Source organism: Paenibacillus sp. NPDC058174 (assembly GCF_042883865.1).
GTDB lineage: Bacteria > Bacillota > Bacilli > Paenibacillales > Paenibacillaceae > Pristimantibacillus.
In genome coordinates this window covers 68,730-95,193 of record NZ_JBHVUY010000004.1, presented here as the reverse complement: position 1 = coordinate 95,193, position 26,464 = coordinate 68,730, and the positions used below count along the sequence as shown (strand labels likewise).

Genomic DNA, 26,464 nt, shown 5'->3' with positions numbered 1-26,464 from the left:
GAAGCTAGAAAAGCAAAAAAGGCTGCAGATGAACATAGCTCATCTGCAGCCTGAAATCTCCTTCGTATGAATAGGCCATTGTTATCCCGGTTATCCTGGTCATAAATCGGCTTCTTCAATACTGACGGCGGAGATTGCGGTGTATGACTAAACTGTTGTTCTTTATCATAAGAGGCAGCGCAGCATAGCAAATCAAGCATTATAAATGCTTCATCTGCCTTTCATTTCACCTCTTATATTCAGTTATTAGATCAACTGATTAAGAACAACCATAATCATTACACCATTCGCTCCTATCGCATTAATTTCCCCTATTTTACCATTCATACAGATTATTTTCAACGAATTACCGACTTTATCATCCCTTAACAAATCGAAGCTATACTCGAACTGTACAGTAGCTTACACAACAACGAAGAAAGGAAATGCATATTATGGGAATTCACACTTACTTTCAATCCTTGAACGATCTCGAACGTATTATCCGCTGCCCTGGAAAATTCAAGTTCGAAGAACATAGCGTATCCGCTCACTCGTGGAAGGTCGTGCAGTATGCCAAAACATTGGCGGATATCGAAGAGAGCAATGGCATCGTCATTGACTGGAAAAAGCTCTATGAGATTACGAGCAGCCATGATTACGGTGAAATATTTATCGGCGATATTAAAACGCCCGTTAAGCATTATTCGATGGAATTGCGCGGTATGCTCCAGAAGGTTGAAGAAGGCATGATTGCTCTCTTTATAGAGGAGAACATTCCAGAGGAATTCAAGCCCATCTTCCGCAGACAGCTTCGCGAGGGCAAGGACGACTCCGTCGAAGGGCTGATTCTTGAAGTAGCCGATAAACTGGATCAAGTGTATGAGGCACTAACGGAATTGCAGAGAGGCAATACCGAGAAGGAATTCGTTGTCATGTACCGCGAGGCGCTCATCAAAATCAAAAAAATCAAGCTGCACTGCGTCGATTATTTTTTAACGCATATTTTGCCTGACATCGTGAAAGAAAGCCCTAATTGCCCCGTTGATATTCAAAAAATAACGAGAGAAGCTTTGGAGCTTTAAGCTTGCGGCTCGTTATGCCCATTCTTTCTAACCCTCCCGTCCCGACCCTGCTTTTCTCATCTACCGAAAACTTCTAAACTCCCTTCAATCTCAGCCCTCCGTTCCTTTCCCTGTCCCTTTCCCTCATCTCTCCTCTCTACATACGGCTTCCCTCCGCTTCCTCATGTCTTTTCTTCACCTCCGTATGCTATCCTATACTGGAGACAAACTAAGAAAAACAAAGGAGCGTCCTATGTCAGCAGATCAAGGTACAAAAGAACATCCATGGAAATTAAAAACGCCTCCTGGAACCTCTGAATACGAAATGTATAAGGATGAAAAGGATGGAAAAGAAATTATCGTGTGCACGGTAGGCAAAACCGTTCTTCATTATGACTATCGCTGTATCGCCGATTTGCATGACATGCTCAAGCAGCATGGAGATTGGATCGAGCTTGGCAGTGCGGACGAGCAGAAGCCCCCCAAAGAAGGTACAGTTGAAGCTTGGGCCCGCTCCTCGGACAATCCGATCGCAGGCTGGTACGGCCTGAAGAAAGGCTTCCGCGGCCGCTTCGGCATGTATGTCCCTCCTTTGATGGAAGCACTAGGCCTTGCAGAGGTTGAGCATAATCCCCGCAACAACCGGATGCGTGCGCTGTAAATTGAATATTCTCCCATAAAATAAACAAAAAACCTTTGCGCCATGCCAAAGGTTTTTTGCCGTATTGCCGTAAGTTATTCAAAGCTTCGCGGAGCTTCTGACTGGCCGCCTTGCGGTACTCTGGCACGGCCTAGCATGAGGATAAAGACGACTGCCAGAATCGGCAGCGCAATACTCCATTGGAACAGAAAGGCGATTGAATCCGCTAAGCCTACAATCATTTTCTGCAGCACATCCTGCGGGAACATTTGACGGACGGCAGGATTAAGCAGCGCCTGAGGATCTCCGAATTTCTCGGCCATGGAAGGGTCCGGAAGCACGGCTGTAATATTTGTCTTCAGTCTGCTCGTCTGAATGACACCAAATATCGTAATGCCAAGCGCGGAGCCAATCGTCCGGAAAAATACGACCATGGAGGTAGCAGCACCCTTATACTCTGGACTGATGCCGTGCAGCGTCGCAATATTAAAGATGACGAATGAAACGCCAATTCCGAGCCCTACAAAAATCATGTACACCGTAACGACCCAGCGATGCGTATCTGCATCAATTGATCCCAAGAGGAACAGCGCGATAATTAGAATCGCTGCAGATACCAGCATAATGCTGCGGAACATAAACTTAGTCGCAAAACGGCCACCAAGCACGGAGCTTGCCACGACCCCGAGCATCATCGGAGTCAGCGTTTGTCCGGCAGAGCTGGCTGAACCTCCATATACGCCCTGTACGAAGATAGGAATATAGGTCGCACCTGAAATCAGAATCGCGCCATACAGGAAGCTGCAAACTTGGCTTGCGGTGAACACTTTGTTTTTGAACAAATGCAGGGATATAACCGGATTCGATACTCTGCTCTCTACGATCAGGAAGATGATCAACAGAACAACGAAAGCAATGAACAATCCGATAATCTGCACCGAATTCCATGCGTATGTTTTGCCGCCAAGCTCCAAGGCGAACATTAGACTCAGAATTGTACCTGCAAGCAGCAGTACACCGCCCCAATCGATCACCTGCTTCTTCGTCTCCCCAGCTTCTCTATAGAACAGTACGATAAACAAAATAGCCGATATGCCGAACGGAATATTAATATAAAAAACCCAGCGCCAATGCCAGTAATCGGTGAAATACGCTCCGGCAAGCGGCCCGAATACACTCGACAAGCCAAATACGGCGCCGAACAATCCGTTCATTCTGCCCCGCTTCTCAATCGGGAAAATGTCAAAAATGACAGCAAAGCATAGCGGCATAATCGCCCCCCCGCCAATACCTTGCAGCGCCCGGAACAGAATAAGCTCCGTCATGCCGTTCGCTATCCCGCACAGGACAGAACCAATTAGAAATATACCGAGACCCAAGAGAAAAAAAGGTTTACGGCCATACATATCCGACAGCTTTCCGAAAATCGGAGTGGTTACGACACTGGCAATCATATAGGCGGAAAACACCCATACTAACTGCTCATAACCCCCAAACTCCCCTACTATTGTAGGCATGGCTGTAGACACGATGGTCTGGTCCAGCGCGGCCATAAACAAGCCAAGCAGCAGGCCGGCTACGGTCCATGTCGTATTGGTTCTCGCTCTATCCATCTGTTGCAGCCCTCTTTCCTGAAGTTTCATCCCATTTGACAGTTTCCGGGTAATAAAAGTCCGAGTTATTTTGCCAAATATGCTCATTAGTATTCCCGTTTGCATTAGACGCATTCAATGTGCCAGAGCTTAGAATAACCATTTTTATATATGAGAAATACGAATTGCTGCATTTATTTATGTAATAGATGAATTTCCCATAACGGATCGGGGCAATATAAATTTCGAAACTGCGCTGCAATGCAGCTGATGTTCACAAAAAAAGAGAGGGAGTGTAAATCGATGACTCAACATGATGACCGGGATCGAATCGATAATGACAACGATACAAGTACTGGAGAAGCTGTAGGAACAGTAGGCGGAGGCGCTGTTGGTGCTGTCGTAGGTTCCGCTCTAGGCCCTGTCGGCACCGTTGTAGGCGGCATCGTAGGCGCAGCGCTGGGCAACAAGGCTGGCGAAAATGTAGATGATGCTAATGATGACGACGATAATGATCACCGCAGAGATTAAAGTATAACGCTGGATAGCGTCGATATTCTTCCAAAAGCAGCACCTCCGACATAACGTTAGAGGTGCTGTTTTTTGTCTCCATTCATTTTCAAATGCACCTCTACATAGCCTAAAGTAAAACCTGGCAGAGGGTGTGTATCCGCTATGAATCAAGCTTCCGGATTGTCACGCAAGCTGGAGAGGCCCAACTTTCTCATTCTAATGGTCGACGAGGAGCGATATCCGCCTGTTTATGAAAGTGAAGAGCTGCGAGCATGGCGCAGACAAAATCTCGTAACCCAGCAGCTGTTGAAGTCTCACAGCCTGGAATTCCATAGGCATTATATAGGAAGCACGGCTTGCTGCCCCAGCCGGGCTACTTTATTTACAGGCCAGTATCCGTCGCTGCATGGCGTCAGTCAGACAGTCGGCATTGCTAAAGAAGCTTTTGATTCCGATATGTTTTGGCTGAACCGGAATACGGTGCCGACAATGGGCCATTATTTTCGCTCAGCGGGCTACAGCACGTACTATAAAGGCAAATGGCATATTTCAAATGAAGATATTATTTCGCCCGGTACTCATAACAGCGTTCCCAGCTACCATCCCCTGACAGGCGTGCCTGATCCGGAGCTGGAGCAGCTATATTTCCATGCGAATCGCTTGGAAGACTTCGGCTTCTCGAATTGGATCGGACCCGATCCCGTAGGCAGAAACCCTCGCAACTCCGCTTCCTCGGCAGCCTTCGGATTAAGCGGTAGGGATGAGGTATATGCTGCAGAGACGGTCCAGCTCATTGAGGCGCTTGACCGTTGGCATTCCCAAGATAACCAGGCACCACCCTGGCTCATCGTCTCTTCCTTCGTGAACCCGCATGATATTACACTCTATGGCGATCTTACAGCCCGGCTGCCTGCTTTCAAATTTGAAATCGATCCGGCAATACCTGCGGTCGCCCCTCCTCCCACTATCCATGAACAGTTGAACACCAAGCCGCGCTGCCAAGCGTCGTATCGCGATATATACCCGAGAGCTTTGCAGCCTATTAGCGACGATGCCTTTTACCGGCAGCTATACTATCAATTGCAGAAAAATGCAGACCAGCAAATGCTCAAAGTATTTGAGGCGCTTACCCGCTCTTCCTTTTACGAGAATACGATCGTTATTTTCACTTCTGATCACGGTGATCTGCTGGGCTCTCACGGTGATTTGCATCAGAAATGGTACTGTGCCTATGAAGAGTTTCTTCACGTCCCGTTAATCATCCATAATAAACATTTGTTCCCGGAGCAAAAGAATACCCGCGCGCTTACTAGTCATCTCGATCTTCTGCCAACGCTGCTGGGATTAGCCCATATTAATCAGGAAGAAGTTCGAAGCCGCTTGCAAACCAGCTTCAGCGAAGCTCGTCCGCTGGTCGGCCGCGACCTTAGCCCGCTTGTCCGGGACAACGGCCAGCCGGCACTAACCGACCAGCCTGTTTACTTCATGACCGATGACGATGTCACACGGGGACAGCATCAGCAAAATCCGCTTGGAGTGCCCTATCCGGCAGTTGTCCAGCCTAATCATATCGAGACTGTTATCGCTCCCCTTTATCATGAGCAGCAACGTCAGCTTTGGAAGTTCTCCCGTTATTTCGACAATGATCAGTTCTGGAGCCAGCCGGGGATCCAGGATGTCACAACCTATCCAATCGGGAACTCAGGCGAGTGGGCAACATCTGCAAAAACACAACCGGTGCCTGATGAGTATGAACTGTATAATTTGACCGATGACCCGCTGGAAACACGTAATCTAGCCCATCCGGGCCATACAACCCCGTATACGTTAAACGTCCAAAACTTGATGATGCGTCTGCTGGAGCAGCAGCGTGAACAGAAACGCTTATACCCTGTTCAACCTACGATATAGAACATAAAGGCGGTCCAGAAGGCTCTACACCGCACATGCCGGGCAGAGCCTTCTTTATGCTATGCAGAATAAGAAACATACAACAGAACCCAATGGTACCATTACTCATATTGTTTTATAATGAAATCATCAGAATACTAACGATATTCATTGTAATAATAAGCAAATGAGATCATTGTAAATAACAGTAAAGCTGAAAATTCGGAGGATTTTACCATGAAAAAGCTAGGACGAAATGATCCTTGCCATTGCGGAAGCGGCTTAAAGTACAAAAAATGTTGTATCGATAAAGACGAGGCCGGAAATGTAATACCACTAACTTCCTCGCAGCCGGCAGTACCTAAAGCTGCTGCTAAATCCATCTGGCTGAACGAGCAGCATGAGCTCATCGCCGATCATTTTGTTCATCAGACAAAACAATTATATTCACAAGAGGAAATTACCCGTCTTCTTAGAATCTGGAATGATTATGCCAGAACAACGGATCCGATTAGCAAGAAAATTGGGGTGTATCCTGCCGCACTCGAGTATATTCTATGCCAGATTCATGGATATGAAGTCACTCAGAGCGCATTGGCTAAAAAATATGAAGTATCCGTCGGTACGTTATCGCAGCGGGTCAACCAAATCTATGACTACTTGGATGAGGTTACGCCTGCAGATCTGGAGCCCGTTCATCAGAATTCCAAAATGGTTCCTAACGCAAGCGTGCAAATGGAAAAGGACCTGCTGAATATTCAGACGCTGCTGCAAGAGCAAAATTTCGAAACAATAGAGGAAGCGAATGACTTTCTTCAACGAAATCTAAACCAAATACCTGCCCGGACAAAAGAAGTCAGCAAAACCGAGCAAGCTGCAGACCTTATTTATGCGGCATGGGAAGAGCCCACTCCCCAGAGACGAGTCAAGCTGGCCCAGGACGCGCTTCTCTTAGACCCTAATAACGTCGATGCTTATAACCTTCTGGCAGAAAGCGCAGCGACTAAGCCGAAAGAAGCGGCTTACTTTTACAAGCAGGCTATGACTATCGCAGAAAAAGATTTCGGAGAAGCTTTTTTCAAGGAATATAAAGGGCACTTCTGGATGTACATGCCCACTCGGCCTTATATGAGAGCTAAAAAAGGCTATGCAGAGGTATGTGTGGAGCTGGATAAATTGCCAGAGGCCATTCAGCATTACCGTGAAATGCTGGAGCTTAATCCGATGGATAATCAGGGAGTCCGAGAGCTGCTGTTGTCCGCCTACATCGAGACGATGGATTGGAACAGCGCGGACAAGCTCATCCAGCAATATGAAGAAGACCATAGTGCAGCCTTTAATTATAGCCGGATTCTGGTCGAACACGCTCTGAACGGCAAGTCGTCCAAGCTGAACAAGCTTATTAAGGATGCAACCGCGCATAATCCCTATGTTCCGCCGTATCTGCTGGGCAAGAAACGGATGCCTCGTCAAGCACCGGAATACATCGGCTATGGTGATGACCGCGAAGCCGTTGTCTATGTGGCGCTAAACCACCACCTCTGGCTCACTCGTCCCGAGCTGCTGCAGCTTCTCCCGGCGGGCCGGAAATAGAACCACTTAATCTAAGTACGAAAGGGTCTGCTATGAGACTAAAATATTTTAAAAAGTGGTATCTCATTTTTTCCTTTATTCTCTCTTTATTTATCGTATTCGTCACCATTCTGGGCTTTACTTCCGTCTCCAAGGAAATTAAAGAGCCGCTCGATGCTGCTGCCCATTACATTCTATGGTTCTACGTTATCGAATTGGTAGCACTGTTCTTTCTCGCTAAAGACGCCCGCACCTTCTTCAAGGAACAGTGGCTCAGCTTATTGGCTGTCGGAACATCGATCTCCGCAACGCAAATTCTCGAAGGCGTCTATGGTATCGGTTCATTAACCGGTCTTAAAGCTCTCAAAGGAATAAAATCCTTTAAATCATTCAAATTGTTTAAAGTAACCAAAGGCGTGAAGCTGGTTAAGTCGTATAAGATCGGCAAAAAAGCTTCCAAAGCGGCTAAAGAAGTAAATGTCTTAGAAAAAAGTGCTAATAGCTAGAATGACCATAAAAAAGACACAACCAGTTTCTGGCCGTGTCTTTTTTTGTTTAATAGGTTATGCTGTAATTCCTCTTCCTTCACTATCCGTGAACTTGCCTGCAATAATCCCACCATCTTATTCGAGATGCCCTGTTGTCACTGATGGATTCAAAAGGCTTCGATCACGTTACGGTTCGGGACATTACGCAGCACGCCGAGATCAATCGAGCCACGTTTTATCTGCATTATGAGGACAAGTTCGATCTTTTGCGAAAAATTGTCGACGGCATGCTGGCTGAATTTGCTGCTGCGTTTCAGCTGCCGCCTGATTTCGAGGTCACTGATTTTGTTCAGGATGCGAATACGCCGCCTGAATCCTTCATTCGCCAGTTCCAGCATATCGCCGAGCATGCTGCATTTTACCGGGTGATGCTTGGCCCGAATGGCCTGCCCGGCTTCTCCTTGCGTATGGAAACCATCATCCGGGAATCCCTATACCGCCGATCCGTAATTGCGCAGCCCAACGACCAACAAGTCACGATGCCGCGGGATATTATCGTCCGGTATGTAACGTCGGCTCATCTGGGAATCATTATGTATTGGCTGGAAAACGACATGCAGTATTCCCCCAAATACATGGCAACCCAGCTCATACGTCTGCATGAGCGTGGCTCGACTCATTTTTTCAAAGGGAATGCTTGATGAAAATAAGTAAAGACCCATAACCTTGTAGGTTAAGGGTCTTTACTGTAAATGATGACTCTGTTTACCCTAGGACTGCTTAGGATAAATTCTTACTTTGCCCACCTGCTCGCCTTTAGGAATGCTTATAATCTCAGAAAAAGGTTCAATGCCTTCAAACGTATCACTGTCAATATAAGAGGACGCTGTCCCAATGATTTCACCTTGCGGATTGTACACGCTAGTTACAACATCGAGATCGCAGTTTAAATTACCAGACATAATCTCACCGATTACTTTAATTTCATCCAACTCCTCAAACTCATTGTATTCGAGGTAAGCCGTCGTATTGATTTCAACCCCATATTTCTGTTCAAGTACTTCTAACTTTTCTACCGATAGACGATTGCTCATAGGTATTCTCCTTTAATTGAGGACTTTAGGTAAACTACCAGTGAAATTCGACAACCTGCTGCTCATACAACTAATAAAATACGACAAAACTTCCATCAATTCCTTCTTGATATACAAACAAAATCCGACATCATGATGCCGGATCTGCATAGCTTGGAATGCGCCTTATTTGAGTTGACCTACGCGTGCAAAGTCAACGGCACCAGATTAAACTTTTCGGCCAAATACTCCTGAAGCTCAGCGGCCAGCTTGGCAGAAGGGCCTGCAATATTGGCGAACAAATCCGGGAACACTGCTGTCACTTGTCTGTCATTGTTGTGAGCCGCTTCCGTCTTTATGACTGCGCTAAAGAGATAAGACAATAAAGACTGATAGGCGCTCAGTGCCTTCATGGCTTTCCTTGCGGCTCCATAACTAAACTCGACATGATCCTCCTGATTCGCTTTGGTAGGAATCGAATCAGCGCTGGCAGGGATGGATAACGTTCGGATGAGTGCTGCTGTTGCCGCTGCAGCTTCCCGGATTGCACCGAGCCTTCCCCCTTCTGACTCCTCCAGCCTGTTGATAAATTCCAGCACATAGTTGGCCTTGTCCGCAATGAGGATAGTAAGCAGGTCCATCGTATAACCTACCTGCGTATTGCTGCAATTACAGCCCATTACCGCTTCGTACCCGTCCTCAGTCTCGAAAAGGAGCGGATTATCGCAAGTGATATTGTTTTCGAAGTTTACGGTATTCAAAATAAGGCTGAAGGCTTTCTCAACCGCCGTATTTACCTGCTCTTTCGAGTCGATATGAATCTCCTGCTCGTGACTCAGAAGACCCTCGATTTTTTGTTCAATATCCAGCAGCTGCTGCATGTTATGACAAGCAAAGATAGCAATAGCCTGCGTCATGGTCGAGCCATTCATTTGAGCAAGCGCTTCTTTGCATTCCAGCGGGAATTCCATCGCCAGACCCAGCGTATTAAAGCACGCTTGCGCAAGCATCTGCTTCCCTTTGTAGAAAACTTCGGCGTCTTCCAATCCGCTAACGACCATCGCATTGTGAGCCAGCGGTCCAAGGTCGCTTAGCCCCGTAGATCCTAACTCACGAATTGCCGGAGAGATACCATGGTTAAAAATATCAAGCATCCGGTCGATCAGCTCCGGCCTCACGCCGGAGTATCCCCGGCTCAGTACGTTCGCACGTATAAGCAGCGAGGCTCTAGTAATAACGGGATTCAAATACTGCCCCACGCCGACTGCATGCGGATAAGGTATCGTTTTATTCCACGCGAGATGCTCTTCTGGCGAGAGTACTGTATCCTTCAGATTGCCAAGCCCCGTATTCACCCCGTATACAACAGGAGCATCCGCCCCAAGCCAGTTCGTAATCTGTGTTCTGCTGCTCTGGCATTTTGCTCTCGCTTCAGGGTCCAAAGCTGCCTTGCCTAGCTCCCCGCGCCCGGCTTTTACAATATGCTCTATTGTTAAGCTATAACCATCGATATAAAAGTCTGCATCGTTCATAACCATCCACCTACCTTAACTGTCCGATCGCATTTTCCACTGCTTGCAGCACGATTCCTTCTGTGACTACTTTCTCCGCAGCCGCCATATCCGGTGAAGCGAAGCGGTTCGCTTTTACCGTCTGTACAAACCTTCTGAATATATGAAGTGCCTGGTTCGAGCCCGCTCCAAACGCGAAGTCCGTCAGCTTAGCCTTGGCCAGATCCATCCCCTGAGCCGCCATATACATCTCGATTCCCAGTATCTTATCAAGCAACGAGATCGCATTTAACGTTTTGAGAGAGGAAGCAAAGGTGGCGCACCTATATTTTTTCGTAATCGGATCATATTGGGCAAAAGCAGCATTCGGAACCGCTAGCAGCTTCAACTCTCCAAGCACACCCGCAGCAGAGGCCTGAATGACCGGAAAGCCATGATTGAAGCCGGGGTTTTCGCCAACAAGATTCATCGGCAGCCCGTATGACAGTTTACTGTCCAGGAGTCTGAAGCTTCTTCTTTCGCTTATATTACCGAGATCAATTAAGCCGATAACTAACAGATTCAATAAGTACCCCAATAGCGGATTTGATTGATGACTGATAGCATTAATCTCATTGTCCAGCTGCTCCTTCAGCCATCTGACGGTGTCCCGGACGCCTCCATGCGTTTGCGGTACAGCCCGAATGCTAATCGCATCCTGACAGCGTGGCCCATTATCTCCGCCGAAAGCTTCACGGCCTCTTTCCGTCGTAAACTCACTTCCCGAGATTAGCCTTCTTACGTTATCCGCTACTTCAATCTGACTCGCATATGGCCTGCCCAGCTCATGCAGCCGCCCGTCGAAGGCCCCTGTCTCCCCGCGGATCGCTTCCAGCTGCATCGCAACACAAATATCTGCGGTTTTTGTTAATCTGGAGGCCTCGAACACTGCATAAATAGCCACAGCTGTAGAAACACAGCATAGACTCGTAATGAAAGCCGCATCTCTAATCGTACAAGAAAGCTTGCTCAGACCCTTCTCCCGGAATAGCTCTCCGACCGTTATCCATTGTCCCTCATAGCGGCAGACCAGCTCCTCTTCGCCGTAAAGAATTAAGAAAAGCTCACTCATAGCCGATAGCTCAGTCCTATTTGCTTCATGCAAGCAGGGTTCGATACGATTGTTTATAAAAAACAAAACTCTATCGGTCCATTCGTCGCGGAGCGCGTCATCATATTTAACAGCATGGTTCAAAAGAAGATACAGGCTCAGCAGGCCTGATCCGGAAGGCAGCAGCTCACCGTCATACCGCACATAATCCCTTATAGCATCTAACAAGTTCCCGTCGGAACTACCAAAAGGACTCTGTTCCGGTTTATGCTGAAATGAATACTTCGAGGCAGGCTGAAGCGGCTTGATGAGGTTTACTGTAATTGCTTCCCCTGCCAGCACCGCATTCATATGTTCTATCGTTAAGTTCGATCCGTTTAATGGTAGTGGGGTACTCATAGACTATACTCCTCTTAATCATCTTCTTGTAAGCTCGCTTAGAATCAACATGCAATGAGTGGCCACACTCAAAAGCAAAAAAAGGCGTCCCTCAGTCATCCATGACCTTTGGGACAACCCCTTCCTGCTGTATTTCATTATTTAATTAGGCCCGAATCTTTCAGGAATTGCTTAGCTACATCTGTATATTCTTTCTTATTGATATCGACTTCGGCATTCAATTTTTGCAGAGTCTTATCATCCAGCTTCGCCGTGATTTTATTCAGAATCGTTGCGATATTCTCATCTTGATCCAATGTTTTTTGACGGATAACCGGCGCTACGTTATAAGGAGGCCACAGCTGTTTGTCGTCCTTCAATACCACCAGATCGGGATTGAGCAGCTCACCGTCCGTTCCGAAAGCAATCGTAGCTTGAGCTTCGTCATTCAGAACTACACGGTACTTAACACCGTAGTCGAAAAGCTTAAGGCTCTTAAATTTGAAATCACCATATACACGGTTCATTCCGAGCAGTCCGTCCTCGCGTTCCTCAAACTCAGGAACAGCTGCGAAGTTGATTTCACCTGCTTTGGCTTGCAGTTCAGAGAGAGTAGTGATGCCGTACTTCTCAGAAGCTGCACGGGAAATAGCAATCGCTTGCGTGTTATTCGCTTGGGAAGGGTCCAGCCAGATCAGGTTGAACTCCTTTTTGTAATAATCGGAGACCCGATCGTAGACCTCTTTCGGATCCGGGAGCGGCTTCTCATTCAGAATGTTCAGCAAGCCCGTGCCCGTATACTCTGGATAAACATCGATATCACCTTTTTTGAGCGCCTCATGAGCGATCAGTGTGCCGCCAAGGTTCAGCTTGCGCTCCACTTTAATCCCTGCATCCTCCAGCGCTAATGAAAACATTTCGCCCAGCAGCAGCGATTCTGTGAAGTTCTTGGAGCCAACGACGACCTTCTTCTTAGACGAGCCGTCTCCGCAGCCAGCAGCAACAGTCGCTAAGGCGATGATTAATAGAAGTACTAGCAAACTCGTTTTGTTCTTTTTCATAGTTACCCCTCCGTAATTACAATTCATTTTTTTTCTAAAACTGCTGCCTGATAAATGTTGAATCAGTTAACAAAGCTATATGTGTAAAGCCATAGATGTCAGAACTAGAAAGAGGATCAACACGCAAATACGTATTGAATTGGAACACCACTCAACAATACAATCTCCCCTTTATTATCATTTAATGATAATTGGTTATTACAATTAATTCTTATAATAGCATTCCGCCTAAACCATGTCAATCATATAAGGTTACTTGGTTTTAAAATTATTTTGAATTGCTTTGCTAGCGGACAAAAGCAAAAATCCACAACCTGATACGGTTGTGGATGAGCTCGCTGCTCTATTCCATTGCCTGTAAAGAAATACTCACCTTAAATAAATCGCCATCGACTTCAATATTGAGCTGGCCCCCATGAAGATCAACGATTGATTTAGCAATAGCCAGTCCTAGGCCAGAACCTTCTGTATGGCGCGAAGAATCTCCCCGCTTGAACCGTTCAAACAGCTCATCGATATTTTCGCTAATCTCATATTTGGATACATTTTTAAACGCAATAATCACTTGATTGCTGACGATCTGTACCGTAATATAAACGCGCGAGTTCTCCAATGAATATTTCAATATATTGCCGATTAAATTATCAAATACACGAAATAGCTTCTGCCCGTCAACAAAGGCATACACCGGCTCTTCCATATTAGGAAGCCGGATTTGAAGGCTGGAATCGTTAATCGTATCATCATATTCCGCCAATGTCTGCTGCAAAAGCTGAACAAGATCAACCTTTTCCTTGTTTAGCTCCACACTGCCGCTAGCCATTTTCGAAACCTCGAACAAGTCATCAATCAGCACCTTTAACCGCTGTGATTTTTGATCAATAATTTCGATATAAGCGATTCTCTCCTCATTCAACAGCTCTCCCTTTTTCAATAGCTCGGTATACGTAATGATAGAGGTTAAAGGCGTTCGAAGGTCATGACTTACATTGGTTATAAGTTCGGTTTTGAGCCGTTCGCTCTTTGCCTGTTCGTTCTGCAGCGTTCTAACACCAGCGTTTAATACATTAATATTTCCAGCTAGTGTTGCCAGTACCGAATTACCCAATACCGGCAGATCCTGTCCTTGAGCTCCAACAGCCAGTTCATTCGCCTTGAAGGCAATACGGTTAAAATATCCAATTCGTTTAGTAAGAAGCAGTATAATTGGAATCCCTACAACTACAAGAAGCAGCAGATACAGAAGAGTAAAATCAGAATCGATTGCCAGCATGATGGATGCAAAGCCTAGACCAAATATGAGCAACAACAATGCAAACAACTGCAATCCCATACTTTTATTCAGAAAAGAATCACTAAGGCTGCGCTTTATTTGCTGTAAGCCTGCCTTTATACGCAGCCCTGATTTATTTAGAAGCCCTCTTTCCCATTCTTTCTTTGCAAATGGCCATTCCTTTAATTGAGCCGCCGTAAAATTTGCCTGTGTTAGGGTTGCAACTACACAAATCGATGCCATTGCCAGGTTAATAAGCATGTTCCAGCCATATTCAAATGGATTACTGAACAGGTAACGGAATTGATCCTTGATCATGAACAGAGACGTCATAGCTCCCAGTCCTGTCAGCACGATAAACACGAATCGCACGTCAATTGGCAGCTTATTGTAATACGGCGCCCATCGTGCAATCCTTGCAGGAACTTCTTTCGCTTTTCTTATACAGATGAAGCATAAAACTAGAGCGAATAGACTTACCAGAGTATACGCCCAAAACGTGATCTGCTCCCGATGATATTTATTATATTCAATTGCAATGGGGCTAGATGGAGACAATCCTACCCCAATCTCTCCTTGAAACGTAACATTTGTCTTCTCTAATTGAGCGTGTCTTGGAATATAGTATGCTCCAGAAGGCTCGACAGGAATGGAATAACTCGTTTTGAATCTCATATTGCTGGCTCTCATTTGGTCTATCGCCGCTTCAATCCCAGCCGCATTCAAATTTGAATAGACTTTGTCGGATACGCTGCTTGTAAAATAATATTGAAACTCCCCTTTCAGTCTTAAAAACTCCGGATAATACTCCTCCCTCCCCTTATACAACGCTTCAAGTTCTTTCTCTTTTTCACCGATGGCCTTAGTCCGGGCATACTCATCGCTTGTGAAAACTTTTTTAATATCCTCGATTTTTTTATCTCGCTCAGCAGTGAGAATATCTACCGCTTCTTGTTTATTTCGTGACGTAGCTTCATCAATTCGAGATCCATAATCGCTATTAAGAGAAATAATTAACTGCGTTATATCTCCTAAGCGATACCGGTAATCATTAATTTCATCTTCAGACACCGTTATAGACTGTTTCGCTTCCTCCAATGTAATAAGGTTAAGCTCAAACATGTTTAAATATTGAGCGAATAAATTAAGTTCGTTTCGAAATTGCGAGGTATGAAAATAATCACGTTGAACGTAATTAGAGCCGAAACTTGATACGATGAAGAGCCCGCTTAGGCCAAAAGCAAACAGAGCGGACCAGACTCCAATACCTAATCTATTTCTCCATTTTGTAGCCAATTCCCCACACCACCTTTAAAAACGTTGGATTTTTCGGATCAATCTCAATTTTCTCCCGAATTTTGCGAATGTGGACGGCTACCGTATTTTCTGCGTTATAGCCAGGCTCTTTCCATACTCGCTCATAGATTTCACTAATCGAGAATACCCGGCCGGCATTCGTCATTAATAATTCGACGATCTTATATTCAATAGGAGTAAGCTTGACCGGCTCTCCATGGACGGTTACTTCTTTTGCCGCTTTGTCTAAGGTAAGCCCTCTCAAATCAATTACTTTCTTAATGCCTTCATACGTGCCCAGAGTCACATATCTTCTCAGTTGGGACTTCACTCGGGCAACGAGCTCCATCGGGTTAAACGGTTTGGTTACATAGTCGTCAGCCCCCATATGGAGGCCTAATATTTTGTCGCTATCCTCGCTTTTTGCGCTCAGCATAAGGATCGGTATGTTTTTCTTCTCGCGAATTTTGTATGTAGCGGCAATTCCGTCAAGTCTAGGCATCATCACATCCATAATAATGAGATGAATCTGATGATCGTTGATGATTTCCAGTGCCTCCATTCCATCCTTGGCTTTCAGCACGGTAATGCCTTCGTTTTTCAAATAAATCTCAATAACGTCCCGTATTTCTTTATCATCATCCACAACGAGCACAAAAAAGTTATCCATCGTTTACTCCTCTTTCCAGAAGTCATCTTTAACTATCTTAATCTTAACCGGAAGATATTAACATCTATTGATAATAATTATGAAGGACTTCTTAATATTTTGGCGGGTTGAAGTTTAATTGCAATAAGAAAACCGCCTCAGGGGAGGCGGTTGGCTAACGAGCAGCAAATCAGAGCACCACACTGCAACTGCAAGCTGGTACTAGAATTAGATGGTACTATTTTAAAATTAATGCTGTGATAAACTTATTTCCAATGGAGTACTGACAATATCTCATACTGAAAGAGAGGGAGAACTTTGAATATAAAAGGTCAAAAAATCTTAATTGCTGTCTTCGCACTAATTATTTCTGTGATCATTCCAATATTAGTTTTGAATGCATTCTTTTTAATATTTCCAGATTTCTATGAACGGGGTTTTTTGACTGGGTTAGGTCAAATGCTCGTATGTGGAATCATCATTTTTGTCCATGCTATACTAATTCCGAGTGTTGTTATTTTTTGTTTTAATAATTTAGTTGTTAAATTTGGAGTGGAGAAAGGAAGTAAACTGCTTATGAAAAGAATTCTACTCCTATTAACTTGTAGTGTAATTATACAAATAGTGTTGAATATCTTAATTGAAAATCCATTTAAAGAGCCTAGGCTCCCTGAGTTTCCGATGTAAATGTATTAATATATTTAAATGCTCACACCCTTTTAATTTCAAAAGTATGAACGCTAGTGAACGGTCCTTCTTTGCCAACTTCCCGGAATTTCAACAAAAAGTAAGTAGCCTTGTACGGTCCTTCTGTTGCAGACATAGACTTATTGCTGCCGTCCTTAAGCTCATTATCAATAAAACTTGAGAACTGATATTTTTCATAAAATTGTTTGCTTTTTTCTACGTCTTGAATTAGCGCATAGATCGTGCTTAATGCAATGTCTTTCACCTTTTCTTGTTCTTGAACCCACACGCTAACCCCATCGATCTCCCCTGATTGAGAGTTCGTTGTAATCGACAGGCTGTAGATAAACCTATGGGTTGAAGAGTCTCTGACAGACCTTGAGGTATTATAGACTCTATGATTAGAATCCTTGCTATACAAGGACTCATTCAATATCAAGGTTTCAAATACGGCATAATACGTAGAATCCAGTCCAGTCTGTCTCAAGCCATCATTAAAATAGTTAACCGCCTGCTGGAGTGACTCTATCGCTTTCGGATTCGTTATCTGTAATTCCTCGGTTTGTGCCAGAAGGAAATTAGGGGATTTTTCTTGCGGTCTTGTTCTCATCGTTTTACTTTCAGTCTTGTCCATTACATTTTTTATAAAAACAATTGCCTCAGCTCTAGTCAGTATACCTTGTCCTTCATAACCTTCAACGGTCGCGGAGGATTTCCCCTTTGACAGCCCTTTATTCAGCAGATAAGAAATCGCATCGTTACCCATAAAATTTACGCCGCGAGTACCCACGATCACCTCTGCCACAGTCTGACGGCTAATCGGAGAGATATAAGCCCATCGCACAGGAAGATTATGCTCAACTGCGACTCTGTAAAAGGGATCCGACCATCGCTGATTTACATTCGTACTCGGTGTAGCAATGCCAAAGGCTCGTATTAAAAGGACAATGAACTCCTCTTCCGTCACGATCCGATCCGGCCTAAACGTATCATCGTCATAGCCTTTGACAATATTTTGTTCGACGCCCCATTGGATCGCTTCATACCCCCAGAACGATGTATCGATATCCTTAAACGTTTTTGCTTGTGCGGTAGCACTGGATGCACCGAGTAAAACAGCAAGCAGTACAACACTCATAAAAAAACTTGCAAACTTCAAAATAACCCTTCCTTTCCATCTTGCTTCTCTCTCTTCAATTTAGCGTACATCAAAATACAAATGTTTCCTTTTTCATTCTAATGGAACCCTCGTACAAACGCTACTGAAATAAAGGCTTGAGTGTATACAAAAGAAAGAGGAAGAAACCGGCAAACGCGCCGGCTCCATCCCCTTCTCGTAGATCCTATTTATACATAAACGTTTAATTCACGAATCGACCACCAGCTTGTAGCCGTCCCAGTCTGCACAAGTTTCAAGTAACGGGCGCTTTGTCCAGCAAACTGCGCAGTTACGACTGGCCCTGAGCCATTACCGCTTGCAATAACTCCGGACCAGTTCATGCCATCATTCGAAACGTATACTTCATACCCGCGAGCGTAATCATTGTCGCTCCCGGTCGAGTCCATCACAATTTTATTAAAGTTTCGAACGGCAGCCATATCAACGATAAGGGTCTGACCCGGCGCCATTGCCGCACCTGTACTCCATCTTGTCGCCATATTGCCGTCAAACAAATTAGCCGCAACATCACCGCTTGAAGGTGTTGATGACGCTGTCCAGCCTGTACGGTCAAGCGCGGTAGTGCCGCCTGCCGAAGGTGTCGTCACCGAAGCCGTGTTGCTGTTTGCCGATACGTTGCCAGCTGCGTCCTTTGCTTTTACCGTATACGTATAAGAAGTAGAAGCTGCTAATCCCGTATCACTATATGCCGCGTGAGTTGTTGTACCTACAAGCGTACCGTTGCGGTAAACCTCGTAACCGGTAACGCCGACATTGTCTGTCGAGGCCGTCCAGCTCAAGTTCACCTGACTCGCTGATGCGGCCGTTGCTGTTAAAGCTTGCGGTGCGCTTGGCGGCTGCGTATCAACAGCTGTGCCTGCCGTACCAAACACATTCAACTCACGTGCTGACCACCAATTCGATACCGTTCCCGTCTGTACGATTCGAATATAACGCGCATTGCGTTCCGTGAAACTTATCGTCAATACCGGCCCCGTACCAACACCAGTTGCTGCCGCACTGCCCCAATTGGAGCCGTCAGTCGAGACATATAGCTCGTAGCCGCGGGCATAATCGTCATTGCTGCCGGTGGAATCGAGTACAACCTTCGAGATCTGATTAACCGCTTTCATATCAACTGTCAATGTCTGTCCGGGCTGCATCGCAGCGCCGGTGCTCCAGCGGGTAGCCATATTCCCGTCGAACAGGTTGGCAGCCGCATCACCGCTCGATGGAGAAGACTCAGCTGTCCAGCCGGAGCGGTTAAGCGCAGTCCCGGTTCCTCCGCCTTGCTGTGTAGTTGCCGTCGCAGCAGCGCTGACAGCAGATACGTTGCCTGCAGCGTCCTTTGCCGCCACAGTATACGTATAGGCTGTTGAAGCAGTCAGTCCAGTATCGTTATACGAAGCCTGAGCTGATGTACCGATAAGAGTACCGTTGCGATAGACATTATAGCCGGTTACACCGACGTTATCCGTCGAAGCTGTCCAGCTCAGATTAATTTGACTGGATGATACCGCTGTCGCCGTCAAGTTCTGCGGTACGCTTGGCGGCTGCGTATCAACAGCGCCGTTGCCTGCGAACTCGGACAACGTCTGACGCATTGCTTCCGCAGGCGAATTCGCATATACTTTTCCGCCGAGGTTGTTAATGATGTGCGTAATTTCGCTGCCGCTTGTGCCGGACAGCCAGATCGTTGTGGCATGATGAATTTTAATACCTGGTGTGTTTGGCACCTCAATTGCGCTATTCAGCTTCACTGCAGCGTCGCGGAAAAAGGAGTAGACGCCAAGACCCCATGCCTCGTGATTTGTAACCGTATCCGCAACCTTATAGGAAGCGTAGCCGTTGACCGTTCCTCCGTTGCTCATCCAGCTCGACTGGTTGGGCACATCATACGGAATTTCCGACTGATAGAAGTACAAGCGACCGTTATTGCCATTCCATATCGTCTGATACTCGTTATGATGCTCGTTGAACAAGCCGTATAGCGTAACATTGTTGCCGTTAACGATGAGGCCGTTCTTAGATACGTTTGTTGTCCATGCCGCTCCTGCTCCATGATCAGCCCGCCACAGCCAGAAATGATCGCCGATCACATCATTGCTGTTAATCTCAATACCAACATCATTTCGTCCAGCAGTTGCGCCCCCTGTTCTCACTGTAATATCATGCAGTGAGACTGGATTAGCTGCATGAGATATAGCGCTGCCTGCTGTGCCGATTTTGACCAGCGTTGCAGAATTGACTGGGCCTGCGTCAATCATCAGACCAGCAAGCTTTACCCCGTCAACATCAGCAACATTGATTGCCGCCGTTCCTTGATCTGGAATAAGCGTCGGCATACCTATTCCAAGAATGACGGTATTCGGGTTGTTGACCTGAATCGCCTGACTCAAGTGATAAACGCCCGGTGTGAACAGCACATGCTTGCCTTGTGCCAGTGCGGCGTTAATAGTCGCAGCAGTGGACTGGTCTGAGCGGGCGATATAGAACTGATCGATCGGAAGCGATTGACCCGGCGTCGAGCCATTCGCCCAGCTGACGCCTTGCGTATTCGTCGTTAGAGATGGCACGAACACGCGGTAGCCACCGGCATTATCTACATAAAGATAAGGCTTCTCCCGCATAACCGGAGTCTTTTCTACTACCGTATAAGGAGGATCAGGGAAGTTGCCAGTTGGCGCATTGTTGTTGCCTACAAACACCATATTCCAGACGCCGTTAGTCCAGTTGCCCCACTGGCTGTTTCGTGAGAACCATTGCTGCTGGGATGCCGGAACGATCGTTCCGTCAACGATCGAGTCGGCGAGAAAGCCCCCGCTCGCCCAGCCTGCGTTCCAGTTATTATCAAAGTCGAACAGATGCAGCTCCCCTTTGATATGCAGGCGGCGCAAAGGTGCAGCTTGCGAAACCGCAATCTGCGTGGTGCCGCTGGAAGGCGTGATCGTCAGGTTCTCCATGCTGCGCCAGAAATTCCGGGTTGCATTGCCGTTATCCCAATCAGCATTCACATTGACGCCGCCGTTAATGTTGACGTCGCCAGGATTTTGACCGAGACCCGCTACATGCGTGTAAAAGCCGACATTGAAATTTACATTATAAGAACCAGGCTTGAATAGAAACGCATACCGGTCGCTGGAGAATTCATTCGACTCCAGTGAAGTGAATGCCGCTCCCGTAACATTCTGAATTTCGGCAGCTGGCGTAGATGGATCAAATACATACACATTCGGGCCAAAAATCGTATTATTAGCCGAGGATGGCGGCAAGGCAGCCTCCGCCTTAGGCGCTGGAACGGTAATCAGCCCTGCAACGATAGCCATAGCCGAAAGTAATGCGATTATTTTATTCGTTTTCTTAATATTCAAACAACTTACCTCCTTATGAATTCTAGTGATTTTGCAAAACCGTGTTACAGTTAGAACAACTACGTGGTCCTGCCCGCTTACCGGTCATTTATCTTTCTCGTCGATCTCCTCCTTCCGTTTGTTCGGTTAGGCTGATCTCCCATGTGTATATCAAGTTGTATTGTAATCGCTTTCATGGAAATTATAGTCCATTTCCCGTTATTCCTGTTATGGGTTAATTTAGGAATTTTGGTTTGTTTTTTATAGTAAAAAGAGACTTATGCCGTTTTCCCCATCAGCAGGAGGAGCGGGTAAGGCCCTTTAGGCCAACGACTACTCCGTTCTGGGAAGGATCAACTTTTGCCCAAATCGAGCCTTCCATGGCTTTTCAATTCGGAATTCCAATATTATTAGTTAGAGAGAAAGGGACGGACGTCAGTAATGGAATCTGGGCTGGAGGAATCACACCGCTCAACATATTTGTTGATTGGGATTCCGATAACCAGTCTGTGGACGATTTCTTTAACAGTATTCAATGGAGAGAGGTTTTTGCGAATTGGGCCGCAGAGGTTAGAGGCAACTATTTGTTGCGAACGGAATCTTTGTTCAATAATCAACATTAATTAAAACCCGCAGCCTTAATGGCTGTGGGTTTTTTAAGAATGATGACCTAGCAAAATATATTAACCCGCAACACTAGCTTCCGAAGGTGCGCCAATCTTGTCTTTTAGAGTCTGACTATTATCCAAAGCAAGTTTCAATAAGCTCGCACTTGTAGGATTCAAGCGTACTTTTGTACCTTTTCCAAACTTTTCGTATAGATTTTTAATATCTATCTCCTCAAAATTAGTCCCTTCATGATTAAGTTTAAATTGGTTCATAGAAAATTGTTTATTGTTAATCAGCAGTAAGAATGATAGCTCATGTCTTAAAGTTACAAGATCAACTGTCGATCCTAAAAACTCTAAGTTTGCCTGGCCTTCTTTTAACCAAGTGCGTAAATCAACAACCTTTTTATGCTTATAAATATTATCAACAGGGTTTCCCGCAGTGTTATGTTCAAACTCAACTTCTCCAAAAATTTCTTCAACCATTTCTCGGTATAAAGCTAGTTCTACATCGAAATTTTTTCCTATGTTTATCTCATTAATCTCTTTTTCTTTTTCAAAAAACTCAAATCCGCCAGAGGGTACGAACTGATGATAACCTGGTCTAACTGCAACATCTTCAGACCTTTTTATAACTAAAACTTGATATTTATCATCTTCGGTCAAATAAACGACCAGCATTTGCACTCCTAGCAGAGAATATCTTCCTTTGCCAGTTACTAAAATTTCCTCTTCCCGCTGAGAGGTATGTATATTATGTCTCATCTTCAAACGATTAAGCATCTGATCTTTGGAGAACCTCAAAAATCTATCTTTATATTTCTTATATGCAAGATATAATTCAAATTCCAAAACATGACTGGTAGCAACATTAAGCTTATATGTAGCCATCTTAGCTACAAATCCAGTAATCTCGCCAGCTGCATTACGCTTCATAGTTGTTAAGACAAAACCCGCTAGATCCGGTCTCTTTATTGTTTTCCCCATTAACCTGTAGTACCTTTTGCTAATACCGCTTAGTTTTATACGATCTTCAATTTCAACACTTTCAAGTTCACCGATATTTTTATAAGAATCAGATATGCTTCCACTTGCAGAATAAACAGCAGTAACATAAGATATGCCAAATAAACTTACAAGATTTTGTTCTCCGTATAATTTTTTAATTACGTTCATTTGCCAAGTTTGAAATTCTTCAGCAGCCAGTGTTTTATAATATCTCTTTCGATTACGATCTATTTTTTGAAAAAAGATTACTTTCGCTAAGTATGTAACAAGTATGTGCAAAGGCTTATAGCCAGATATCTTATCTATTACTTCATTTATAGTTATAAGCACAACACAACCAATTAGAAATGCCCCCAAATAGGGTATAGAGATTAACCAAGTCCAAAACGTATTTAGATAATTCATAGTTGTCTCCTTAGCCTAAAGTCTCATACAATTTAACATATTTTAGCTTTCTGTTTAATAAAAATCAATACAATATCTGTATAAAAATAGCTTTTAGGTATCTTTTGAGTCCTATGCATATATAAATCAAACAAAAAAGACCCGGCTTTGAGAGGCTGAGTCTTTTCTGTTATTAGTTGAGGCGGGTGATAGCTATTACTCCAAGCACAACAACACACTATAGTGTAAAATCAGCAACACCCTTTTTATGAGCATATTTCAGCGTATAGGTTCCTTCTTCTCCGTAGGGCATTGTAGCAATTTTTATACGGGTATAGTCAAGCCTGCTTTCTCTTAACACTCTTTTTACCAGAGCTATACTCCGTTCTTCTTCCGACACGACACAAAATATATTAAGCGCATATTTCTTCGGGTCGGAAATGCATACGCCCATGTCAAAGCCGTCAACACATCCTAAGTCAGCATCTGCTAGAGACAGCTCCAAATATTCCATCACTTTATCTTTTAACCATTGATCGCGCTGACTGCCTTTTGCGCTTTTCAGAGGATATTGGACCACCAACCACAGTTTATTTTCACTCATTTTGAACTCACCAGCCCATATAGAGTTAATATAGCTATCATTATGGTTAATTATAGCAAATAAATTCAAAACAGAATATTCGTGCGCCATCCGCACTATGGTATAAACGCCCATTCCCTTTTCTCCGCTCCTACATACAATGCTTTAGCCCATCAATTAAGGAGTGACAAGATCATGTCATTTTTTCCGCCTTCAGGACCTCCAGGATTCCCTGGATTTCCAGGTCAACCCGGACAGCCAGGACCTCCAGGACCACCAGGACCACCAGGACCTCCAGGACAACCGGGACAGCCGGGAGCTATGGGACCAAGCTCGCCTCCTCCGGCCTTCACCCCGCAGCAGCCTGCGGTTACACCCTTTGCTGTCGATCCCAGGGCGATTGCTGGCTGTTTATTTCGGAATACGTACGTTTGGCTCGTCAATCGGAATCAATTTTGGTTTTACCCGGTTTTCGTAGGCCGCACCTCTGTCGCAGGGTTTCAATGGAACGGAAGGTTCTGGGTATACACCGGATTGAGTCTGCAGTCGATTCAACAATTTCAATGCTTCTAAACAAACGCAGAAAAGCTCCGTTCCGGCAGGAATGGAGCTTTTCCCGAGTTCTCACACTCAACTTTTCTGCAAACAACTTTTACTTATTGCTTTCAACTAGCAAATTTTTGATGATATCCAGCTGTTGTTCCACCGATATCGGATCACTGTAAAGAAATTGATCAAAATCAATATTGTATATCTTACCCGTTTTGCCTGCTGGCGTATGTTGAATTAGCTTTTCTACTTCCTTCAGCTCTTTCTCTGCGCCTTCATTTACAGCGAGGAGTATCCGGTCCCCTATAAAATCAGGAATAACCTCCGCGGATATTTCCCACGTTTCTCCGTTGATGACGTCAGCCTCTACTTTCTCCGTTGGCTTCAAACCGAGATACTTGTAGATGATGTTGCCTCCCAGGTTGGTATCACCATAAACATAAAATGCGCCAGGACGCACATTCAAAATCGAGAAGGTTTCATCAGCACCAATAAGCGGCCTAATTTTCTCCCTGTATTCGGCTACTTTTGCCGCAAATTTCTCATTCCACTGCTTTGCTTCCTCCTGCTTGCCGAGAATATCGCCAAACATTTCGACGTCCTTGACCGGATCATTGTACTGCTCCACAACAATTGTTGGGGCGATTTTGCTCAGCGCTTCGTACCCGCCCTCAAATACCTCCGCAAATGGTCCAGTTGTAACGATCAGATCTGGCTCCAGCGCCAAAATTTTCTCCGCATCAGGCGGAACTCCAACATCTCCAATATCAGATACATCGCTTAACAGCGGGTTTTTCAGAACGAAGCTAGTTGTGCCTACCGGCTTCACCCCAAGCGCCATTAGTTCCCCCAAATGAAATAGACTAACCACTCGCTGAGGCTTCACCGGAATTTCCGTCTGGCCCTTCAAATGCTCGTAGATACGCGTCTCCGCAGTTGTGCTATTCGCAGCAGCAGTATCATCTGTTGAAGCAGGCAAGGCGGTCGGCGTACCTGTATTGCTGCCTGCCTGGCATGCACTGAGTATCAAGGCTGTGCATAATAGCATCATGGCTCCAAACGTTGGTCTTGAAAATCTGAACATTGGTGTATCCCCTTCTCCAAGTAGTTGATAATAAATCTCATTCTCATTATGAGAAAGGCCCTTAGGAGATACAATAGGCGAATTTAACAAACGGAATGGATTATACTGAACCGATTGCCGATTGTCCTCGCGATACTGAAGCGGTGAGCTGCCGGTATGCTTCTTGAACAGGCGGCTGAAATAATAGACATCCGTATAGCCAACGCTGCTCGCTATTTCTTGAATTCGAGCCTCTGATCGCAGCAAGTATTGCTTCGATTTGTGGATACGGATATGAATCAGATATTCAATTGGACCTAATCCGATCTGGCTTTTGAACAAACGGAACAGGTAGCTTGCGCTGCAGTTGTACATGCCGGCCAGTTCCTCAACGGTAATCGGCTTGCTGTATTGCTCATGAATATACTGAATCGCTTCGGTTACGATATTAGGCTTACTGTTTTGCGCTGTTACCGTGCGGATTTGCCGCATGACCTCATACACAAATGGAAGAAAGACAGACTGCGCCTGCAGCTTGTCAATCGGAGATGATTGCTGCCATAGATGATTCATCGTTTGACATTTTTCCTGCAAAGGCAGCAGCGCATAAGGAGTGAATGCATAGGACATATGGAAAAAGCTTTCTTGCTCTTCCAGCGAAGCGCACTCGGCTTTATACAGGATCAAGTAGCAGCCAAAGTCATTACCCAGCGGCGTAAAGACCAGCTCTGCTCCCTTCCCTCCGTGCAAAATGTGAAGTCCTCGGGCCGAGTGGACCGTTCCCGATAAACTAACTCTTGCCTCTCCGTGGGTAGTAACTAGAAAAAAGCTGGTGTGCGCCACATAACGATCAGGCAACGTCCCATTGTCCGTACGATATTGTTGAATGTCCAGTAGTTTAGAAGCAGTTCGGCTCCACCGTTCGATATGGGCTTCCCAATCCATACTTTCTTCTCCTCTCCCTGTATCGGCAGCTAGAAATAGTTTAGCAGCCTGTGCTCCCA

20 protein-coding genes are annotated in these 26,464 nt (G+C 45.3%); 8 read left to right on the top strand and 12 right to left on the bottom strand.

Features of this window, described 5'->3' with window-relative positions; genetic code table 11:
* The first annotated feature begins 434 nt into the window (after positions 1-434).
* Positions 435-1,064 (top strand): YfbR-like 5'-deoxynucleotidase, encoded by a 630-nt coding sequence (locus tag ACFVVF_RS19705; protein ID WP_387813370.1) that lies wholly within the window; start codon positions 435-437, stop codon positions 1,062-1,064.
* Positions 1,065-1,296: 232 nt separating this feature from the next.
* Positions 1,297-1,704 (top strand): DUF6855 family protein, encoded by a 408-nt coding sequence (locus ACFVVF_RS19700; RefSeq protein WP_387813367.1) that lies wholly within the window; start codon positions 1,297-1,299, stop codon positions 1,702-1,704.
* Between the two features lie 74 nt (positions 1,705-1,778).
* Here ACFVVF_RS19700 and ACFVVF_RS19695 read toward each other — a convergent pair whose 3' ends face one another.
* Positions 1,779-3,296 (bottom strand): MDR family MFS transporter, encoded by a 1,518-nt coding sequence (locus ACFVVF_RS19695; RefSeq protein ID WP_387813364.1) that lies wholly within the window; start codon positions 3,294-3,296, stop codon positions 1,779-1,781.
* 282 nt (positions 3,297-3,578) lie between these two features.
* Between ACFVVF_RS19695 and ACFVVF_RS19690 the strand changes: the two genes are divergently transcribed.
* From ACFVVF_RS19690 to ACFVVF_RS19670, 5 genes are all read left to right on the top strand, one after another.
* A complete protein-coding gene (locus tag ACFVVF_RS19690) occupies positions 3,579-3,806 on the top strand; it encodes a glycine zipper domain-containing protein (RefSeq protein ID WP_042168622.1) in 228 nt (75 codons plus the stop codon).
* Between the two features lie 144 nt (positions 3,807-3,950).
* The gene (locus ACFVVF_RS19685; RefSeq protein ID WP_387813361.1) at positions 3,951-5,699 is read left to right on the top strand and encodes a sulfatase-like hydrolase/transferase; all 1,749 of its coding nucleotides are present in this window, start codon (positions 3,951-3,953) and stop codon (positions 5,697-5,699) included.
* A gap of 216 nt (positions 5,700-5,915) precedes the next feature.
* The gene (locus tag ACFVVF_RS19680) at positions 5,916-7,271 is read left to right on the top strand and encodes an SEC-C metal-binding domain-containing protein (protein WP_387813358.1); all 1,356 of its coding nucleotides are present in this window, start codon (positions 5,916-5,918) and stop codon (positions 7,269-7,271) included.
* A 32-nt stretch (positions 7,272-7,303) separates the two neighbouring features.
* Entirely contained in the window at positions 7,304-7,756 is a 453-nt protein-coding gene (locus ACFVVF_RS19675; protein ID WP_387813356.1) for an ion transporter, read from the top strand.
* A 119-nt stretch (positions 7,757-7,875) separates the two neighbouring features.
* Positions 7,876-8,439, top strand: coding sequence for a TetR/AcrR family transcriptional regulator (locus ACFVVF_RS19670; protein ID WP_387814274.1), 564 nt, complete (start codon positions 7,876-7,878; stop codon positions 8,437-8,439).
* A 69-nt stretch (positions 8,440-8,508) separates the two neighbouring features.
* On the opposite strand, the gene ACFVVF_RS19665 is transcribed toward ACFVVF_RS19670, so the two are convergent.
* From ACFVVF_RS19665 to ACFVVF_RS19620, 10 genes are all read right to left on the bottom strand, one after another.
* Entirely contained in the window at positions 8,509-8,832 is a 324-nt protein-coding gene (locus ACFVVF_RS19665; RefSeq protein WP_387813353.1) for a hypothetical protein, read from the bottom strand.
* 179 nt (positions 8,833-9,011) lie between these two features.
* A complete protein-coding gene (locus tag ACFVVF_RS19660; protein WP_387813350.1) occupies positions 9,012-10,343 on the bottom strand; it encodes an aromatic amino acid lyase in 1,332 nt (443 codons plus the stop codon).
* 10 nt (positions 10,344-10,353) lie between these two features.
* A complete protein-coding gene (locus ACFVVF_RS19655; protein WP_387813348.1) occupies positions 10,354-11,811 on the bottom strand; it encodes an aromatic amino acid lyase in 1,458 nt (485 codons plus the stop codon).
* Between the two features lie 137 nt (positions 11,812-11,948).
* Positions 11,949-12,851, bottom strand: coding sequence for a glycine betaine ABC transporter substrate-binding protein (locus ACFVVF_RS19650; protein WP_387813345.1), 903 nt, complete (start codon positions 12,849-12,851; stop codon positions 11,949-11,951).
* Positions 12,852-13,194: 343 nt separating this feature from the next.
* Positions 13,195-15,420 (bottom strand): sensor histidine kinase, encoded by a 2,226-nt coding sequence (locus ACFVVF_RS19645; protein WP_387813343.1) that lies wholly within the window; start codon positions 15,418-15,420, stop codon positions 13,195-13,197.
* Complete coding sequence (locus ACFVVF_RS19640; RefSeq protein WP_387813340.1) at positions 15,398-16,090, bottom strand: response regulator transcription factor; 693 nt, start codon at positions 16,088-16,090, stop codon at positions 15,398-15,400. The genes ACFVVF_RS19645 and ACFVVF_RS19640 overlap by 23 nt, the downstream gene beginning before the upstream one ends.
* Positions 16,091-16,778: 688 nt before the next feature.
* Entirely contained in the window at positions 16,779-17,915 is a 1,137-nt protein-coding gene (locus ACFVVF_RS19635; RefSeq protein ID WP_387813337.1) for an S-layer homology domain-containing protein, read from the bottom strand.
* A gap of 188 nt (positions 17,916-18,103) precedes the next feature.
* Positions 18,104-21,241, bottom strand: a complete 3,138-nt coding sequence (locus ACFVVF_RS19630) for a discoidin domain-containing protein (RefSeq protein ID WP_387814272.1) — start codon at positions 21,239-21,241, stop codon at positions 18,104-18,106.
* A gap of 707 nt (positions 21,242-21,948) precedes the next feature.
* Positions 21,949-23,286, bottom strand: coding sequence for a hypothetical protein (locus ACFVVF_RS19625; protein ID WP_387813334.1), 1,338 nt, complete (start codon positions 23,284-23,286; stop codon positions 21,949-21,951).
* Positions 23,287-23,503: 217 nt separating this feature from the next.
* Entirely contained in the window at positions 23,504-23,983 is a 480-nt protein-coding gene (locus ACFVVF_RS19620; protein ID WP_387813331.1) for a hypothetical protein, read from the bottom strand.
* 60 nt (positions 23,984-24,043) lie between these two features.
* On the opposite strand from ACFVVF_RS19620, the gene ACFVVF_RS19615 reads away from it, so the two are divergent.
* Positions 24,044-24,421, top strand: coding sequence for a collagen-like protein (locus ACFVVF_RS19615; protein WP_387813328.1), 378 nt, complete (start codon positions 24,044-24,046; stop codon positions 24,419-24,421).
* Between the two features lie 79 nt (positions 24,422-24,500).
* Here the strand turns inward: ACFVVF_RS19615 and ACFVVF_RS19610 are convergent, their stop codons facing one another.
* Positions 24,501-26,405, bottom strand: coding sequence for a helix-turn-helix domain-containing protein (locus ACFVVF_RS19610; protein WP_387813325.1), 1,905 nt, complete (start codon positions 26,403-26,405; stop codon positions 24,501-24,503).
* Positions 26,406-26,464 lie beyond the last annotated feature (59 nt).